General features: G+C 39.4%; 14 protein-coding genes and 1 other annotated feature (1 of these 15 only partly in view). Of the genes, 1 reads left to right on the forward strand and 13 read right to left on the reverse strand.

Features of this window, described 5'->3' with window-relative positions:
- Positions 1-108: a sequence feature (ribosomal protein L20 leader region), on the reverse strand; it reaches 28 nt to the left of the window's first position.
- A 110-nt stretch (positions 109-218) separates the two neighbouring features.
- From thrS to WDJ61_RS13535, 6 genes are all read right to left on the reverse strand, one after another.
- A complete protein-coding gene (thrS, locus tag WDJ61_RS13510) occupies positions 219-2,159 on the reverse strand; it encodes a threonine--tRNA ligase (RefSeq protein WP_338750584.1) in 1,941 nt (646 codons plus the stop codon).
- Positions 2,160-2,708: 549 nt separating this feature from the next.
- A complete protein-coding gene (gene dnaI / locus WDJ61_RS13515) occupies positions 2,709-3,641 on the reverse strand; it encodes a primosomal protein DnaI (RefSeq protein WP_338750586.1) in 933 nt (310 codons plus the stop codon).
- The gene (locus WDJ61_RS13520; RefSeq protein ID WP_338750588.1) at positions 3,628-5,028 is read right to left on the reverse strand and encodes a replication initiation and membrane attachment family protein; all 1,401 of its coding nucleotides are present in this window, start codon (positions 5,026-5,028) and stop codon (positions 3,628-3,630) included. The genes dnaI and WDJ61_RS13520 overlap by 14 nt, the downstream gene beginning before the upstream one ends.
- 54 nt (positions 5,029-5,082) lie before the next feature.
- The gene (gene nrdR, locus WDJ61_RS13525) at positions 5,083-5,541 is read right to left on the reverse strand and encodes a transcriptional regulator NrdR (protein WP_338750590.1); all 459 of its coding nucleotides are present in this window, start codon (positions 5,539-5,541) and stop codon (positions 5,083-5,085) included.
- Between the two features lie 136 nt (positions 5,542-5,677).
- Positions 5,678-6,055: an adenosylmethionine decarboxylase gene (speD, locus tag WDJ61_RS13530; protein WP_094834373.1), complete on the reverse strand. Its 378-nt coding sequence runs from the start codon at positions 6,053-6,055 to the stop codon at positions 5,678-5,680.
- Between the two features lie 348 nt (positions 6,056-6,403).
- Positions 6,404-7,432 (reverse strand): glyceraldehyde-3-phosphate dehydrogenase, encoded by a 1,029-nt coding sequence (locus WDJ61_RS13535; RefSeq protein ID WP_338750596.1) that lies wholly within the window; start codon positions 7,430-7,432, stop codon positions 6,404-6,406.
- A gap of 277 nt (positions 7,433-7,709) precedes the next feature.
- On the opposite strand from WDJ61_RS13535, the gene WDJ61_RS13540 reads away from it, so the two are divergent.
- On the forward strand, positions 7,710-8,597 hold the full coding sequence (locus tag WDJ61_RS13540; protein WP_338750598.1) for a PhzF family phenazine biosynthesis protein: 888 nt from the start codon (positions 7,710-7,712) through the stop codon (positions 8,595-8,597).
- 42 nt (positions 8,598-8,639) lie between these two features.
- On the opposite strand, the gene coaE is transcribed toward WDJ61_RS13540, so the two are convergent.
- The 7 genes from coaE to mdh form a co-directional block, all read right to left on the reverse strand.
- On the reverse strand, positions 8,640-9,242 hold the full coding sequence (coaE, locus tag WDJ61_RS13545; protein WP_338750600.1) for a dephospho-CoA kinase: 603 nt from the start codon (positions 9,240-9,242) through the stop codon (positions 8,640-8,642).
- 13 nt (positions 9,243-9,255) lie between these two features.
- Entirely contained in the window at positions 9,256-9,888 is a 633-nt protein-coding gene (ytaF, locus tag WDJ61_RS13550) for a sporulation membrane protein YtaF (protein WP_338750602.1), read from the reverse strand.
- 58 nt (positions 9,889-9,946) lie between these two features.
- Complete coding sequence (gene mutM / locus WDJ61_RS13555; RefSeq protein WP_338750604.1) at positions 9,947-10,780, reverse strand: DNA-formamidopyrimidine glycosylase; 834 nt, start codon at positions 10,778-10,780, stop codon at positions 9,947-9,949.
- Positions 10,781-10,800: 20 nt separating this feature from the next.
- Entirely contained in the window at positions 10,801-13,425 is a 2,625-nt protein-coding gene (gene polA, locus WDJ61_RS13560) for a DNA polymerase I (protein WP_338750606.1), read from the reverse strand.
- Between the two features lie 245 nt (positions 13,426-13,670).
- Positions 13,671-15,446 carry a two-component system histidine kinase PnpS gene (gene pnpS / locus WDJ61_RS13565; RefSeq protein WP_338750608.1) on the reverse strand — a complete coding sequence of 592 codons (1,776 nt, stop codon included), beginning with the start codon at positions 15,444-15,446 and terminating at the stop codon, positions 13,671-13,673.
- The gene (locus WDJ61_RS13570) at positions 15,443-16,159 is read right to left on the reverse strand and encodes a response regulator transcription factor (protein ID WP_338750610.1); all 717 of its coding nucleotides are present in this window, start codon (positions 16,157-16,159) and stop codon (positions 15,443-15,445) included. The genes pnpS and WDJ61_RS13570 overlap by 4 nt, the downstream gene beginning before the upstream one ends.
- Positions 16,160-16,722: 563 nt before the next feature.
- A complete protein-coding gene (mdh, locus tag WDJ61_RS13575) occupies positions 16,723-17,661 on the reverse strand; it encodes a malate dehydrogenase (RefSeq protein WP_338750612.1) in 939 nt (312 codons plus the stop codon).
- Between the last annotated feature and the right edge of the window lie 3 nt (positions 17,662-17,664).

A 17,664-nucleotide genomic window follows, 5' to 3' on the forward strand; every position in this document is an offset into this window, starting at 1 on the left:
ATACCCGCATTGAAACAGCCATAAACCGGCCATTAATCATTACATTCAAACCTGCCAACTGCTTGGGCGCGTCAATCAGGTGAGAAGCGGGTGCTTCTGCTTGTGTATTCTGTTCACCTTAGTAACTATAACATAATGAACCACTTTCGTCAATTCATTATGATCAACAAAAATTATATTAACAAAGCTTGAACAAAAGATCAAGGATTTTTTTCGAATTAGCCTTTTTTCGCTTCTTTCTTAATCATTTCTAAGAATTCGTCAAAAGCAATTGTTTCTGATTTTTGTTCTCCATACTTACGAACATTGACGGACTTTGTTTCAATTTCTTTATCACCAACAACCAGCATGTAAGGTGTTTTTTGAATTTGTGCTTCACGGATTTTGTAACCGATTTTTTCATCACGATCATCAAGTTCCGCACGAACGCCCGCTGCACGTAAACTTTCTTGCACTTCCTTTGCATAATCAAAATGAACGTCAGCAGAAACTGGAATGACTTGTACTTGGATTGGTGATAACCAAGTTGGGAATGCCCCTTTGTATTCTTCAATTAAGAAGGCAACGAATCGTTCCATTGTTGATACAACACCGCGGTGAATAACAACCGGACGATGCTGTTTACCATCTTCACCGATGTATGTTAAATCAAAACGTTGTGGTAATAAGAAATCCAGCTGAGCTGTAGATAAAGTTTCCTCTTTACCTAACGCTGTTTTCACCATTACATCCAGTTTTGGACCGTAGAATGCCGCTTCTCCCTCTGCTTCGTAGTAATCAAGTCCAAGTTCATCCATTGCCTCTTTTAACATGCCTTGTGCTTTTTCCCACATTTCATTGTCATCGAAATATTTCTCTGTATCCGCCGGGTCGCGGTAAGATAAACGGAAAGAGTAATCATTCAAATCAAAGTCTTTGTATACTTCAAGAATTAATTCAACTACACGCTTCAGCTCTTCTTTAATTTGATCTGGACGGACAAAAATATGAGCATCATTCAATGTCATTCCGCGTACACGCTGTAATCCTGAAAGCGCACCTGACATTTCATAGCGATGCATCGTGCCTAGTTCCGCAATACGGATCGGCAATTGACGGTATGAATGAATGCCGTTTTTATAAATCATCATATGATGCGGACAGTTCATCGGACGAAGGAATAGCTGCTCATTGTCCATTTCCATCACCGGGAACATACTGTCTTGATAATGGTCGAGGTGACCACTTGTTTTATACAGCTCGATACTTCCCATTACCGGTGTATAGACGTGATTGTAGCCAAGACTTTCTTCTTTATCTACAATATAGCGCTCAACAATGCGGCGAATCGTTGCTCCTTTTGGCAGCCACACTGGCAACCCTTGCCCAATTTTTTGTGAAGTCATGAATAAGTTTAACTCTTTACCAATTTTACGATGGTCACGCTCTTTCGCCTCTTCAAGCATTTGCAAATGGTGTTTCAATTCTTCTTTTGTAAAGAACGCTGTACCGTAAATACGTTGAAGCATTTTGTTATTGCTGTCTCCGCGCCAGTAAGCTCCGGCAATGCTTAATAGCTTAAATTCTTTGATTTTGTTTGTTGAAGGAACATGAACGCCGCGGCAAAGATCGATAAAGTCGCCTTGCTCATACATTGTCACTGTTTCTTCTTCAGGAATCGCACCGATCAGTTCAATTTTGTATTCATCGCCAATTTCTTCATAAAACTTCAGCGCTTCATTGCGGCTCACTTCTTTGCGAACGACTTCAATGTTTTCGCCAATAATTTTCTTCATTTCCTTTTCAATCTTCGGTAAATCTTCTGGCGTGATCGATTCCTCTAGGTCGATATCATAATAAAATCCACCTTCAATCACTGGACCGACACCTAACTTCACATTTTCTGCTCCATATATGCGTTTAATCGCTTGAGCCATTAAATGCGCTGTGCTGTGACGTAAAATTTCTAACGCATCTTTATGATCAGGTGTCACAATTTCTAAACTGCCATCTTCTTCGATTGCTGTGCGTAAATCAAATAATTGGCCACTCACTTTACCAGCTAATGCTTTCTTTTTTAGTCCTGGGCTAATGGATTGGGCAATTTCTTCTGTCGTTGTTCCTTTAGAAAACTCCTTGATGGACCCATCAGGGAATGTAATTTTCATCATATCAGACATTATTTCCAGCTCCTTCTTTTTAGTAAAAAATTAGCTCTGTTAAACAGTGTAGTGTTGATTTTTGACTCATTTGAATAGGACGAAAAGAAAACGAAAGAGAAAATACATTTTCTCCATGTTTTCTTCTCGTTCTATTCACTTTCAGCGTCCGCTGAAAGCGTGCAAAGTAGCCATTTTGCACGAATGAGTCAAAAATCATTCAAATCAACATTATTGTTAAACAAAGCCAAAAAATAAAAACCCCACCCCTTCAATAAATGAAGGGACGAGGTTTTGATCGCGATTCCACCCTACTTTTTCAACAAAACATGTTGAAATCTCCAGTTCAGATAACGGCTGCTGCCGGCGGTCCATTACAAGCATTGCTGCGTTCACGGCCGTGGTTCAGAGGTGGTAAGTGTTTTTTTCGTGTTAGGAAAGTTTCAGCCTAGCTTTCCCTCTCTAGAAACCGTAAAAAAAGACTCATGTCCTCATCATAACCTGTCAATATTTATCATGTATGTACGTATTATAGAACTTACTAACATGAAAATCAATAGGGCTCGATCATTATTTCCGGCGATTCCGACCTTTCATTTCCACAGGTACCGTTAAATATTGAATCCGCTCCATTACTCGCTTCGCTTTCAGCTCTTCCTTTTCGCCTCGCTGCGAGTAAGTTAAATGGTGTTCTAATTCTGCATAGCTAAAATTAGACGTAAAGAACGTCGGCAACCCTTCTAGCATCCGAAATTGCAAAATCGTTCCAAGAATATCATCGCGCATCCAGCTCGACATCGCTTCCGCTCCAATATCATCCAGCATTAAAATCGGCGCCTTTTTCACGACTTCCAGCTTGCTATTCATCGACTGATCATTAAAAGATTGCTTCATTTCTCGAATAAATTCTGGGAAATAAACGATAAGCGAGGACACATTAATATCGGCTAAATCATTGGCAATTGCTCCAAGTAAGTATGATTTCCCAACACCAAACGGTCCATGAATAAATAAACCTTTCGTGTGCGGATCTTTCGCATAAGCTTCAGTAAAATGCTGTGCCGCCTCAATCGCCTGCCAACGATCGGGATCTTGCAAGTCTAAATTAGTAAATGTTGCATGCAAAATATCTTTCGGTACATAAATGCTATTAATTAACTTTTCATTTTTGCGTTTTTCATCATCACGAATTTTGCACGGACAACGATGGTAGTCAATATCAATCCCACCCCGACGCCACACAAGCTTCGGTTCAAATCCTTGCATCACATTAATACAGCCCTCAAGGCTCGGGCATTTGTCACATGAAAAACTTTGCGATTTATATTCATATAATTTCATTAAGTTTTTATTAATCACATCCGCTGAGATCTCTTGTTGATGCTCCTTAATAAATTGCTGAATCGATGGATCATTTAAAATTTCTGTCCGCATTTCCTCATAACGCTTTTGAAAATCAGAGGAGCTTGTTAATCGTTTAATCGTTTCGTCAATTTTCTTCATCTTGTTTCACCTGCCTCTTCAATCGACTATTTTTAATTTTCTCTTCTAATTCACGTCTTTTCGCTTCTACATTCGTTGATTCATTCGTCAAAGGTTTCTTTGTCTCTTCTGTTTCATGAAACCATTCAGGCAGCTTTTCCGTGCGAATGGCGGCTTGTTTGCGTGGTTGTTTTTTATTTTGTGCCCAATCTAAATATTGACGATGCTCACTTTTGGCAAGCTCCATTGCGTCTTTCACTGTTTTTACCTTTTTCCGTGCCCAGTGAGAGGCAATTTTCTCCACGTAACTTTTCGTCATTTTCATATCCGTTTTAAGAAGCACATACTGAATAAGTACATTCACGACACCAGCAGGCAGCTTATGTTGGAACATCACACCTTCGATCACTTTTAAGTCCGCTTTTGATGGCAGACTCCCTGAAATATCAATCAGTATTTGCCTTGGAGAAGTTGTTTCTAAATATTGCACTAATTGTTCCTCTTGTGTGACCGGCTCATTTTCCACCGTTCGTAATGAAACCGGCTGAACGAGGTGAATAAGTTCAGGAAGTTGACTATTTTTCTCTAGCTGATACCAATCGCGAGCTGACTTTCGCAACACTTCGATATCAACCTCGTCCTTTTCATCCATAGACGATAAAATCAAGCTTTTCATTTCAAGCGGTTCAATCCCATAAAGAACGGATAATTTCACAATCGTTTCCTTCACAGATGGGGTCAATACCACTTTTGATAGCATCGCCCCTTTTAAGGCACTTTCAAGAAAGCTGAAATCAAAGGTATTCTTCGAAAGAGAAATGCCTTTACTTTCTGCCTTTGAAAGAAATTGTTGATTTCGAGAGGCTTCGCTCGCCTCGATGGCTTCTTCGTTTATCGTTGGTTGACCAGCAGAAAACACTTCTTGAAAGTCTCTTGTAACGTCATGATACTCTTTTTTTGATATAAGCTGATCAACAAAAAATTCTTTTAACCGCTGAAAATGAGAGCGACCAATTTTCCGGTAAAGAAACACATTTAACATGCCATCATGAAAAAACTGCTCCGGTGTCAGCGGCGGCTGCAGCTCATAAATAAATTCACGGATATCGCCTCTTTTTTTGGCGTACGTTTTTAACAAACCAAGCGCTTCTAACTTTAAGCGCTCTTTATATATATCTTGAATATTCATATCCATAAAATTCATTAAATAATAATGATTAGACACCCGGGCAATCAGTCTATTCTCTTCCACCTCAGCCCATAATGTCATATACAAACTAAAACATTTCGCACCGATTAACGGTTGATAAAGAAATGTTAATATTTTTCGATCCGTTTCATGCAGCACTCCACTTAAACAAGCCTTGTACTCATCGACGGGTTGAATTTCATTCCAGTGTGGGGTCATCGTTTATCTAACCTTTCGATGAAAAAAGCTAGAGAACTGTCTGCCTCCAGCCTGTTATTTCACTTTTTTAATTAATTCTTTCAATTCATCCAAAAAGACGTTAATATCTTTAAATTGGCGGTACACAGAAGCAAAACGAACGTAAGCCACCTCGTCCACTTCCGCTAGACGGTCCATCACCATCTCGCCAATTTTATCTGAATCGATCTCTGAATACCCTTGGCTACGAATGTCTTTCTCAACAGCAAGCGAAATATTTTCTAACTGCTCAAGGGATACCGGACGTTTTTCACATGCCTTCACTAAGCCACGTAACATTTTGTCTCGGTTAAATTCCTCTCTCATTCCCTCTTTCTTCACAACAATCAGCGGTAAATCTTCCACCTTTTCAAACGTAGTGAATCGGTAAGCACAAGATTCACATTCCCGCCGACGCCGAATCGACCGACCATCATCTACTGGTCTAGAATCGATTACACGTGTACCATTGTACTGGCAAGCCGGACATTTCATCGTATCAACTCCGATTTAAATTTGCTTATATTTATCCTATCATATAAAAAAGATACAGAATGCACAAGAAAAGAAATAACGTCGTTTGTTCTACAATATGAAAAGGTGTATGCTGATCGCATACACCTTGTTTTTGTTAGCTTATAGTTGCTTTTTCTTTCGCTTGTACAGGACCCATTCCTCGAGGCAATTCAATCGTTTCACGTGTTTCTGCCTCTAGAGCCTCTGCAATATAATTAGCAGCGATATTTGGATCTAAGTCTCCGCATGTATACACATCAATGCTTGCGTATCCATGCTCAGGGAAGCTATGAATCGTTAAATGAGATTCGGAAATAATGACTACTCCACTAACTCCTTGTGGGGCAAATTTATGAAAAGCTACCTCGCGAATTTCCGCACCTGATTTTAATGCAGCATCCACAAAAATTTGCTCAATTTTCTCCATATCATTTAATTTTTCTAAGTTACATCCCCATAGTTCTGAAATTACATGACGACCCATTGTTTCCATGATCGTTTCCCCCTTTTACAATGATTTTTTTCACCATAGGCTTTTGTAAAAGTGATAACTACCACGGGGGAAAGTTAGTCCGAAGAGGTCCTAACCCTTTAAGTAGCTATTTTGTTTCACGGGAATTAGTATACTTTGATCTGAACAAATTTGCAATATCCATTATGAAAGTTTTTTATTGTTGATTTCGATTGTTTAACAAAGCTCTATTGTTATAAAAGGGGAAGGTGAGCGAAAGACAAAAAGCCAGCCTTTATAGTATAGCCGCCTGCCAGAGATTTATCATTTTTAAGCAAGACAAAGTCGGCTTGAGACATTCACTCAAGCCGACTTGAATATTAATTGAAATTAAGCTGTTACTTCAGCTTTTTTTTTCATTTCTTCTGCTACGTAATTCACTAAGTCAACAACGCGGCAAGAATAGCCCCACTCGTTGTCATACCAAGAAAGAACTTTTACTTTTGTTCCGTCCATTACGATTGTAGATAATCCGTCTACAATCGAAGAATGCGGATTTGTATTGAAATCAACAGATACTAACGGTTCTGTTGTGAAATCAAGGATACCTTTTAGCTCACCTTGAGACGCTTCGATAAACGCTTGATTTACTTCTTCTACTGTTACTTCACGCTTTAAGTCAACAACAAGGTCTACAAGAGAGACGTTAGAAGTTGGCACACGTAAAGCCATACCATGCAGTCTACCTTTTAACTCTGGAAGAACAAGTGACAATGCTTTCGCCGCTCCAGTTGAAGTCGGGATAATCGATTGCGCACATGCACGAGCACGGCGTAAGTCTTTATGTGGATTGTCGATATTCTTTTGGTCGTTTGTATAAGCATGAACAGTTGTCATTAAACCATTCTCAATACCAAATTTCTCATTTAATACTTTCGCTACTGGAGCCAAGCAGTTTGTTGTACAAGAAGCATTTGAGATAACATCATGTTCAACAATGTTTAACGCTTCATCATTAACACCCATAACGATGGTTACATCTTCATTCTTACCAGGTGCTGTTAAAATCACTTTCTTCGCTCCTGCTTGAAGGTGAAGCGCTGCTTTATCGCGAGCATTAAATTTACCTGTTGCTTCAATTACGATATCTACACCAAGGTCTTTCCAAGGAAGCTCTAATGGATCACGGCTGCTTAATAGTTGAATGCGCTTACCATTTACAACTAATGCATTCTCTTCAGTTGTTACTTCCCCTTCAAATTTACCATGATTTGTGTCATACTTAATCAAATGAGCAAGAGTCTCAGGCGGATAGCTTGCATTTACTGCTACAATATCCAAACCTTCCTCTAAAATCGCTTTACGAAATACCATTCTTCCGATACGGCCAAATCCGTTAATTGCTACTTTCGCCTTCATATACCGGCTCCTCCTATATCCATCAATGTTATATACTTAATTGTTTGTTTTGCTTTAATTAGTATAACATAATTAATTTTTAATGGAACCTTTAAATCACCAAAATAAGAAATTTAACTATTCAGAAAAATAATGCCGTGAACCGCTCGTAACCAGATATATGTATCTTGTCCTAGCTAGCTGCTTTCATGAATGAATCGATCATTGTTTTTTGCTCTTTCTTCCGTTTGTATGTGATAGGATAAAGTGAAACTTCAATCAATGGGAGGTTGTCATTTTGAAAACAGTAACCGCTTTTCAGTTTGATGCATTTAGTAAGGAACCTAATAAAGGAAACCCAGCAGGTGTGGTATTAGACGCAGACCATCTAACTGAAGAGGAAATGCAGGGAATTGCCTTCAAAGTAGGTTTTAATGAGACTGCTTTTACATTACCATCAGACAAAGCTGACGTTCAAATTCGTTATTTTACCCCTGGCCATGAAATGAATTTATGTGGCCATGGAACTATCGCCACCATTTTTTCTATGATCACTAACGGATTATTACAAGGAAAAGATCACCTAATGATCGAAACAAAAGCCGGCATCCTTCCTCTAAAAATAGATGCTCCCTCAAAAGATGAAGCATCCATCACAATGAAACAAGCACCGGCTGAATTTCATGAATTTCAAGGGTCTGTCGATGATTTGGCTGCTTCTATCGGGTTAGAGAAAAATGATATCGATATGACGTTACCAATTGTTTATGGAAGCACAGGCATTTGGACATTATTACTTCCAATTAAAACATTAAGTGCATGTCAAAAAATGAAACCTAATAATCAACGGTTTCCAGACGTATTAAAAGAAATGCCCAAAGCATCTATTCATCCTTTTTGTTTAGAGACTTTTGATCCAAACGCTCAAATGCATGGACGCCATTTTTCTTCAGCATTTTCAGGTACAATAGAAGATCCTGTCACGGGAACAGCTTCTGGAGTGATGGGGGCCTATTATGCAAAATATATTGAACCAAAAGAACAGATGAAACTGTTGATTGAACAAGGACAGGAAATCGGGAAAGACGGAAGAGTTCTTGTTTCCGTGCTAAAAAAGGATAATACCTTTGAAGTGGAAATCACTGGACAAGCGGTATTTGTGAAAAAGTTTGAAGTATCTATCTAATCTATTCATCAACTAAAAAACCGCCCTTCTAAAAAGGACGATCTAAGGCTCCAAATGCCAATCCATTAAAATCTGCTCAAGCTGCTCTTTCGTTTCTATTATCGTTCCATTATTATTGATGACCGCATCGGCTTGAGCGGCCTTATCGGCGAGGCTAAGCTGGGAAGCGATCCGAGATTTTGCTGCTACTTCATCAAAACCATTACGTGCCATTAGTCTATGTAGTTGAGTTTCTTCGTTTACATAAACGACAATGACTTTTTCCACCATCCAAGTCAATTGGCTTTCAAATAGCAAAGGGATATCCATAATGATCGTTTTCTTCCCTGCTTGGATGGCCGCTTCTTTTTCAGCAAGCATAAATTGACGGACAGCTGGATGCACGATTCCATTCAGCTTTTTCCGTTCATCTTCATTGTTAAAAATACGCTCACCTAGCTTTAATCGGTCAAGCGAGCCATCAGCTTGTAGAACTCCTTCTCCAAACGTTTCGACAATTTGTGTTAATGCTTGTTGACCAGGCTCCACAACTGCACGTGCCGCTATATCTGCATCCACTACTGCAAAATCCTTTTCTTTCAACATTTGGCTCACTGTGCTTTTGCCACTAGCAATTCCACCCGTTAGCCCAATAACATTAGCCATTCGCTTCCACCTTTCACATTTTAAACGTACCTAATATGATTAATAAAATGCCTGGCAAAAATGCGACACGTTGCATCCATTGCACATTAGCAAATTTCTGTCCACACCACAGTCCGCTCGTCACAAATAAGAAGTTCATTCCAGCTACAGAAGCTGCTAAAATGAATGGCGAAAAACTAAGCAAAGCCGCTCCAATTCCCGCTCCAAAGGAATCTAGCGATAAGGCGAGCCCAAGCAGCAATGCTTCCATTCCCGAAATCGTTCCAGACTTGTCAAGATCAGCCGCAGCGGGACTTTTTAAAATTTGAATCACGATGCCCAGCCGCTTAAACTCTAAGTATACAAGAGGTTTATCCTCTAATTGATTACTTTTATGATCTGCACGGAAAAATTGCCAAAGCACCCAAGCGCCAAGGCCAATTAAAATGAATCCGCCGATTTGACTAGCTGTTTGCTCTGAAATAAACCGACTTAATATATGCCCCGTCATCATCGCAACAAGCAAAGATCCAGCCGAACAAATAGACAAAACAATAGAAGACTTGATCGGAAGCTTCAATTGCTTTAGTCCATAGGCGAGCCCGGCACTGAAACTGTCTAAACTAACAGCAACAGCGAGCATATACAATGAAAGGTACGCATTCATCAAGCAACTCCTCCCTATCGAATGATTACGATAGTATATGAAGGAACTAGTAGAAGGTTCAGCGAGATGGAGGCTGACAATTTGGACAAATATGCGTTCCTCGACCTGCTACTTTCATTTTTTCAATAGCTGTTCCGCATGTATGGCATGGTTCTCCTTTCTTGCCGTACACAAATAGCTGTTGCTGAAACATCCCCATCTGCCCTTGGCTGTTAACGTAAGAGCGAATCGTGCTCCCACCTTGGTCAACCGCCTCCTGAAGTGTGGCAACAATTTCTTGATGAAGTACAGTAATTTCTTCTTCCTGAAGGGAACTTGCTTTTCGCTCAGGATGAATTTTCGCACGGAATAATGCTTCATCCACATAAATATTACCTAGTCCCACAAAGATCTTTTGATCAAGCAACACAGCTTTAATCATTCGCTCTGTTTTTTTCAACTTGGCTTTCACGTACTCTAAGGAGAATTCTTCAGAAAAAGGCTCCGGTCCTAGTTGTGAGAGAGGAAGTGTGTCGTACTCTTCCCCTTTGGCAAATAAATGCATCGTCCCAAACTTACGCACATCGCGATACCGCAATTCTGTCCCATCCGTGAATGTAAATAAAACATGCGTATGCGGCTCTTCCTTCTCGCCTTTTTCATGGAGTCGATATTTTCCTTCCATGCGTAAATGAGAAACGAGCGCATAATGATCTAATTCAAAGATTAAAAATTTCCCTCGTCTTACTACATCGTGAATCGTTTCCCCGACGAGTGCATCAGCAAATTGCTCCGCCTGTTCGGGCTTTTTAATAATGTTTGTCCAGCGAACCTCCACTTCCTGAATCGTCTTCCCAACAACCAGCTGTGTGAGCGTGCGCCGGACCGTTTCTACTTCTGGAAGTTCCGGCAACTCATTCTTCCCCTTTCACTTTATTTTGCATCATACCAAGTAGCACCGTAAGAAAAATCAACCTTGAGCGGCACTTTCAACGGCACAGCTTGCTCCATCACTTCTGGCACAAGCTTGCTCATTATTTCGATCTCCTCTTTCGGCACTTCAAAAATTAATTCATCGTGCACTTGTAATAATAATTTCGATTGCAGCTTTTCTTTATCTAACCGTTCTGCTACATCAATCATGGCCTTTTTAATAATATCCGCAGCACTTCCTTGAATCGGTGTGTTCATCGCTGTTCGTTCTCCAAAGCCACGCAAGTTAAAATTTCGGCTTGTAATTTCAGGAATATAACGTCTTCGTTGTAATAACGTCGTGACATATCCCTTTTCCTTCGCCTCACGAATGATAGAGTCCATATACTCTTTCACACCTGGGTAGGTAGTTAAATACCGCTCAATAAAGTCGGCCGCTTCTTTTCTAGTAATGCCCAAGTTTTGTGATAAGCCATAATCACTAATACCATAGACAATTCCAAAATTCACCGCTTTCGCTTGGCGGCGCATATTTCCATCGACTTCTTCCTTCGACACATGGAACACGTCCATCGCTGTAGCTGTATGAATATCTAACCCTTGAAGAAAAGCTTCGATTAATTTTTCATCATTGGCGATATGAGCGAGAACTCTTAGTTCAATTTGTGAGTAATCCGCTGCAAAAATGACGGAATCACTTTTAGTAGGAACAAATGCTTGACGAATTTTTCTTCCTTCCTCTAATCGAATCGGGATATTTTGCAGGTTTGGTTCGGTTGAGCTGAGTCGGCCTGTTTGTGTTAACGCCTGGTTAAACCTGGTATGAATTTTATTGTTATCACTTACCACTTTCAGCAAACCTTCAATATAGGTCGATTGCAGTTTCCCAAGCTGGCGGTAATGAAGAATATGCTCCACAATTTCATGAGATGGAGCTAGTTTTTCTAACACATCGGCAGAAGTAGAGTAGCCCGTTTTTGTTTTCTTAATAGGAGGTAAACCTAGCTTTTCAAACAAAATCGTGCCAAGCTGCTTTGGTGAATTAATATTAAACTCTGTGCCAGCGAGCTGATAAATGGTTTGTTCTAGGACAGACAACTGTTGTTTCAGTTCGTCCCCCATTTGTTTCAAACGGTCCACATCCACTTGGACCCCTTCTGATTCCATATCAGCTAAAATAAGAGCCAATGGCAATTCTAAATCATAAAATAGCTTAAGCTGTTGATTGTCTTCTAACTCCTGCAAACACGTTTCTTTTAGCTGTGCTAACGCTGCTACTTTAGAAGCAATGTGCTCAGCATACACCTCTTCTTCTGGTAGCTTAAGTTTCGCCCCTTTTCCATATACCGCTTCATCTGACTGAATCGTTCCAAATCCATGTAATTTCGCCACTGCCGAAAAGTCCTCTGGAGATTCGGATGGATTAATTAAATAGGAAGCTAACAGTAAATCAAAATCAATCCCTTTCAACTCAATCCCATGCCGCCTTAATCCAATCACCGTACGCTTGGCATCAAACACAGATTTCTTGTACTGTTCATTTTCCGCCCATGCCTTAAAAGTCGGAGAAGCTAACGCAGCTTCAACAGAGATATAAGAGATTTTATTTTCTGCTGCTAAGCCAAAACCAGCTATGTCTGCATGATGATAATTATCCGTAATCATTTCCAAGTAAAATGAAGATTGGCTGTTAAATAGCTGTTCATCTAGCTCTGTTTCTATGTTATAGTCCACAGATTCATGAGCTACCATTTCATCTGCCGGTCGATCTAATTTATCAAGCAAAGAATTAAAACCAAGATCCTTAAACAGCTCATACACTTGATCATTGTTCGGACCTTCGTACTCTAAACTGTTTAATGATACATCCATCGGTACTTCTCGCAAAATGGTGGCAAGTTGCTTACTCATTAAGGCTAATTCTTTATGTTCCTCTAGTTTCTCTTTTAACTTCTTTCCGCTTACTTCATCAATGGAGCCAAGCAATTGTTCAACAGACTCAAATTGTTTTAATAGCTTAATCGCTGTTTTCTCTCCCACTCCCGGCACACCTGGAATGTTATCAGAGGAATCGCCCATTAACCCTTTCATATCAATGATCTGTTCTGGTGTAAGACTATATTTTTCTTGAATGTGACCCGGTGTATATACTTCAATATCGGTGATCCCTTTTCGCGTAATACAAACGGTTGTAGCTTCTGAGCTTAATTGCGTCAAATCCTTATCTCCAGAAAAAATCTTTACTTCGAAGCCCTCTTTTTCCGCTTGCAGTGACAAAGTTCCGATAATATCATCTGCTTCATAGTTTTCTAATTCGAAGTACGGGATATGATAACAATTTAATAATTCGCGTAAATATGGGAATTGTTCAGATAGCTCAGGAGGAGTTTTTTGCCGTCCGCCTTTATATTCTTTATACGTTTCATGCCGAAAAGTCGTCTTCCCTGCATCGAAAGCGACAAGTATATGAGTGGGCTGTTCTTCTTGTAAAATTTTCATTAACATCATTGTAAATCCATAAACCGCATTTGTATGTATTCCCTTATCATTGTTTAATAAAGGAAGAGCAAAAAACGCCCGATAGGCTACACTATTTCCATCAATTAAAACTATTTTTTTCTCCAATCCGGATCTCCTCCTTATATAACAACATCAAAAAAGCCGCTATTTTCCTTCTTATTCTACCATGCCTAGAATAAAAAAAGAAAATAACGGCCTTGCATCATCCCGCTATAAAAAAAGCGAGGGGCATAAAGCCCCTCAAAAGGAAAGCTTTTGGATAAAGGGGGTTGATAAATTACATTATAATCTCTCTTTATAAATTCAGTGTAAACTGTACATTAATATTTTGTAAATGATACGAATTTATACTATTTCCCCTCAATGTCAGGTTGTTTTTTCAATTTAACAATAAAAGTAGTTCCTTCATTTAGTTTACTATGAACAAAAATTTTGCCGTCATGGGCTTCAAGGATATGTTTGACAATGGCCAAACCTAAACCTGTCCCACCTGAATTACGGCTTCTTGCTTTATCTACGCGATAAAACCTTTCAAAAATTCGAGGGACCTCTTCCTCTTCAATTCCGATCCCATTATCAGACACTTGTACTTCAACATAAGATCCTTGATCAAAAGCAGATATCTGAATGGTGCCTTCCTCTTGAGTATACAAGATGGCATTATTAATTAAGTTAATAAACACTTGTTTCAAGCGATACAAATCACCAAGGATTTCAAGATTATTCTCTATATTCAGCATCAATGAAATTCGCTTATCGTGAATGCGATTTTCAAGAGTAAGAAGAATCTCTTCGATGACTTCGTCCACTCGTACAGGCTTCAAATTTAAGACGATTCCGTTTTGTTCAATTTTAGATAAATCCAACAAATCCATCACGAGTGTTTGCATTCGTTCGCTTTCTTTTAAAATAATATTTAAAAACATCGACAATGCTTCTGGCTCATTCATAGCTCCATCTAATAGTGTCTCCGTAAAACCTTTAATGGAAGTAATAGGCGTTTTTAATTCATGAGAAACATTGGCCACAAAATCTTTTCTCATCTGCTCTAGCTTTTTGATCTCCGTAATATCATGAAAAACAATTAAAATTCCCTTCCACTCATCATTCGTACCAATGATCGGGGCACCGGAGACTTCAAAGTGTTTACGTTCAATACCAAGAGAAAGCAATAGCTGCTTACGGACATTTTCCTCCGTCATAAACACTTCTTCAATAATCTCAATTACTTCTTTATATTGAATCGCTTCATAATATCTTTTTTTAATTAATCGTTCATTCTTTACATGAAAAAACTTTTTAAACGATTTGTTGACAACAATGATAAACCCTCGATCATCAATTAGCAGCAGGCCGCTTTCCATATTTTCAATTAACGTAGTCAGCCTATTTTGATGAACTTCTTGCGCTTGCATCATTTCTTGAAGATTACGAGCCAGTATATTAATAGACGTATTTAACATCCCCACTTCATTCGTCGGTGCATCATACGTTCTCGCTCGGTAGTTTCCTTTTGCCAATTCGATCGCTACTTTCGTGGCTGATTCAATTGGCTTTGTATAACGATTAGTAATTTTCACTCCTAATAAAACAATCACTAACAGCATAGCGCCAATAGAAGTGAACAAAATTACCCAAATCTGTTTGTAAACATGAGGGAAATCATCGATTTTCGTATTGAGGACAACTACTCCTTCAGTGGCACCTTCACGATTTTGAATGACCTGCCAATGAAATTGCTCATTGTATTTAATCGCTAACGCTTCTTGATAATTTTCCGGTTCTTCTAGCTTAGCAATTCGTTGCACTAATTTCTTGTACTCAGACTTTTTTGTTGAATCATACATATCGCTGTCAACGAGCAAGTTGCCAGATGCATCTACAATGGCAACACGAACCTTTAACTGTTCACTCCACTCTTCGACTCGCTCCTCCGTTATTTGAGAAATACCACCTTCTCGGCTAATTTGATCAGCTAAAAGAACACTCTCTTTTTCTAAACGGTCATTTAGTGTTTGTAAATTATAAGTTTTAAACATCTCACTTAAAGCTACACCAAGAGCGACTAAAAAAATAAATACAAGAAAAGTCATCCATAATACTAATCGAGTGCGAAGCTTGATCATGAAGTTTTAGGCTCCTCAAGCTTATAGCCAAGCCCCCTAATCGTCTTTATATATTGAGGCTTTCTCGTATTTTGTTCAATTTTTTCACGCAAATGACTAATATGAACATCTACAATTCGTGTATCTCCAGCAAAGTCATATTTCCATACTGCGCTTAATAATTGATCACGAGTCAAAACTCGCCCTTTATTTTCCACTAAATAAAGCAATAATTCAAATTCTTTTGGTGTCAATTCAAGCAACTCTTCTAGAAAATAAGCTTCGTATTGATCAGGAAATATTTTTAATTCAGATACTTCGAAACATCGATCTTCACTTTCAATAATTTCTTCTTCTTTCGGTAAATGCTGAATTCTACGTAAAATCGCTTTCACTCGCGCAAGCAATTCTCTAGGACTAAATGGTTTTGTCATATAATCATCAGCCCCTAATTCTAGTCCAAGCACTTTATCAAATTCCTCATCCTTTGCGGTGAGCATCAAAATAGGCGTACTGACTTTTTGCTGTCTTAACTCTTTACATACTTCCATGCCATCCATACCCGGAAGCATCCAATCAAGGATCATTAAATCAGGACTTTCCTCCATTGCTTTATCAAGTCCTTCTTTTCCATCCAAAGCCGTGATCACTTGATAACCAGCTTGCTCTAAATTATATTTAATTAATGTGACAATGGATTGCTCATCGTCAACAACCAAAATCGTCTTCGCCATGCTTTCCTCCTCAAATGAAATAATAATCATTCCTAATCTATTATATATAATTTACCCTATTTAAGAAAGGACAATAGAAAAGCAGAAGCGACCGCTTAGACTCGGCAGACATCAGACGGCCCGTCGAAGTGGTGTTCTTTGCCACACAGACGTGATGGCTGATGTCCGAAAGTCTGGTCGCTAGAGCTGAACAATAGAAAAGCGGAAGGGCCCGTTTAGCAACGTATGGACTGGAATGATCCGCACGAGATAAAGGAAAACGAAATGCGAAGCCAACTGGTTCAGCCGCGACAAGCATAAGACGAACATCCGGAGGAAGGCGTCTTTTCCTTCCGCAGGAGGTTTGGCTTATGACCTCGAGCGGCTAGTTGGCGGAGCTAGACAACACGATGAACGCCAATGAATCGATGTTGACTTATCGCAAGGGGGATCATGGAAGTCTACTAGTCGCTGGGGACTGGAGCTAGACACAAGAAAAACGGAAGGCGTCTAGCCATATAACTTTAACCATAAAAAAGAAGATGTCTAAATATGCAAGACATCTTCTTTTTATTTATTTCAAATTAAGCAAGTACTTTCATTACGCTACGAACGGAATCCGCGGATTTAGCAAGTGCTGCTTTTTCATCTTCTGTTAATTCCAGTTCGATGATTTGTTCAATACCTTCTTTACCAAGGATTGTTGGCACACCAAGGTAGATTCCGTCAAATCCGTACTCACCTTCTAAGTAAGCAATAGAAGGAATGACACGGCGTTGATCTTTAAGAATTGCTTCTGCCATTTCAACAAGTGCAGCTGCAGGAGCGTAATAGGCCGAACCGTTACCTAAAAGGGCTACGATTTCGCCGCCGCCTTTACGAGTACGTTCAACAATTGCATCTAAACGATCTTTCGGAATTAATGTTTCTAATGGAATTCCACCAGCATAAGAGTAGCGTACAAGTGGAACCATGTCGTCACCGTGGCCACCTAGAACGAAACCAGTAATATCTTTCACTGAAAGATTTAATTCTTGAGCAACGAATGTACGGAAACGAGCTGTATCAAGAACACCGGATTGTCCGATTACACGGTTTTTAGGGAAGCCAGACTCTTTATAAACAGTGTAAGTCATTGCATCAACTGGATTTGTTAACACAATGATTGTACAGTTTGGAGAGTTTTTCACGACTTCGCTTGTTACAGCTTTCATTACTTTTTGATTTGTTTGAACTAAGTCATCGCGGCTCATTCCTGGTTTACGAGCGATACCAGCAGTGATGATCACGATGTCAGAGTCTTTTGTGTCAACATAGTCGGAAGTACCGATGATGTTTGCATCGAAACCTTGTACAGGACTTGCTTCAAGCATATCAAGCGCTTTTCCTTTTGTAGGACCTTCCGCTTGTGGAATATCTACTAATACGACATCTCCAAGTTCTTTCTGAGCAAGTAAGAAAGCGGTTGTTGCACCAGTGAAACCTGCGCCAATAACAGAAATCTTTTTACGTTGCAAACTCATTTT

This window comes from Bacillus sp. FJAT-52991 (genome assembly GCF_037201805.1).
Classification (GTDB): domain Bacteria; phylum Bacillota; class Bacilli; order Bacillales; family Domibacillaceae; genus Bacillus_CE; species Bacillus_CE kandeliae.

Bases quoted from the DNA above. Each gene is read 5' to 3' on its own strand.
- WDJ61_RS13570 (WP_338750610.1), bottom strand. From the start codon at position 16,159: ATGGCGAAGACGATTTTGGTTGTTGACGATGAGCAATCCATTGTCACA.
- ytaF (WP_338750602.1), bottom strand. From the start codon at position 9,888: ATGAATGCGTACCTTTCATTGTATATGCTCGCTGTTGCTGTTAGTTTA.
- thrS (WP_338750584.1), bottom strand. From the start codon at position 2,159: ATGTCTGATATGATGAAAATTACATTCCCTGATGGGTCCATCAAGGAG.
- WDJ61_RS13520 (WP_338750588.1), bottom strand. From the start codon at position 5,028: ATGACCCCACACTGGAATGAAATTCAACCCGTCGATGAGTACAAGGCT.
- speD (WP_094834373.1), bottom strand. From the start codon at position 6,055: ATGGAAACAATGGGTCGTCATGTAATTTCAGAACTATGGGGATGTAAC.
- pnpS (WP_338750608.1), bottom strand. From the start codon at position 15,446: ATGATCAAGCTTCGCACTCGATTAGTATTATGGATGACTTTTCTTGTA.
- coaE (WP_338750600.1), bottom strand. From the start codon at position 9,242: ATGGCTAATGTTATTGGGCTAACGGGTGGAATTGCTAGTGGCAAAAGC.
- mdh (WP_338750612.1), bottom strand. From the start codon at position 17,661: ATGAGTTTGCAACGTAAAAAGATTTCTGTTATTGGCGCAGGTTTCACT.
- WDJ61_RS13535 (WP_338750596.1), bottom strand. From the start codon at position 7,432: ATGAAGGCGAAAGTAGCAATTAACGGATTTGGCCGTATCGGAAGAATG.
- dnaI (WP_338750586.1), bottom strand. From the start codon at position 3,641: ATGAAGAAAATTGACGAAACGATTAAACGATTAACAAGCTCCTCTGAT.
- nrdR (WP_338750590.1), bottom strand. From the start codon at position 5,541: ATGAAATGTCCGGCTTGCCAGTACAATGGTACACGTGTAATCGATTCT.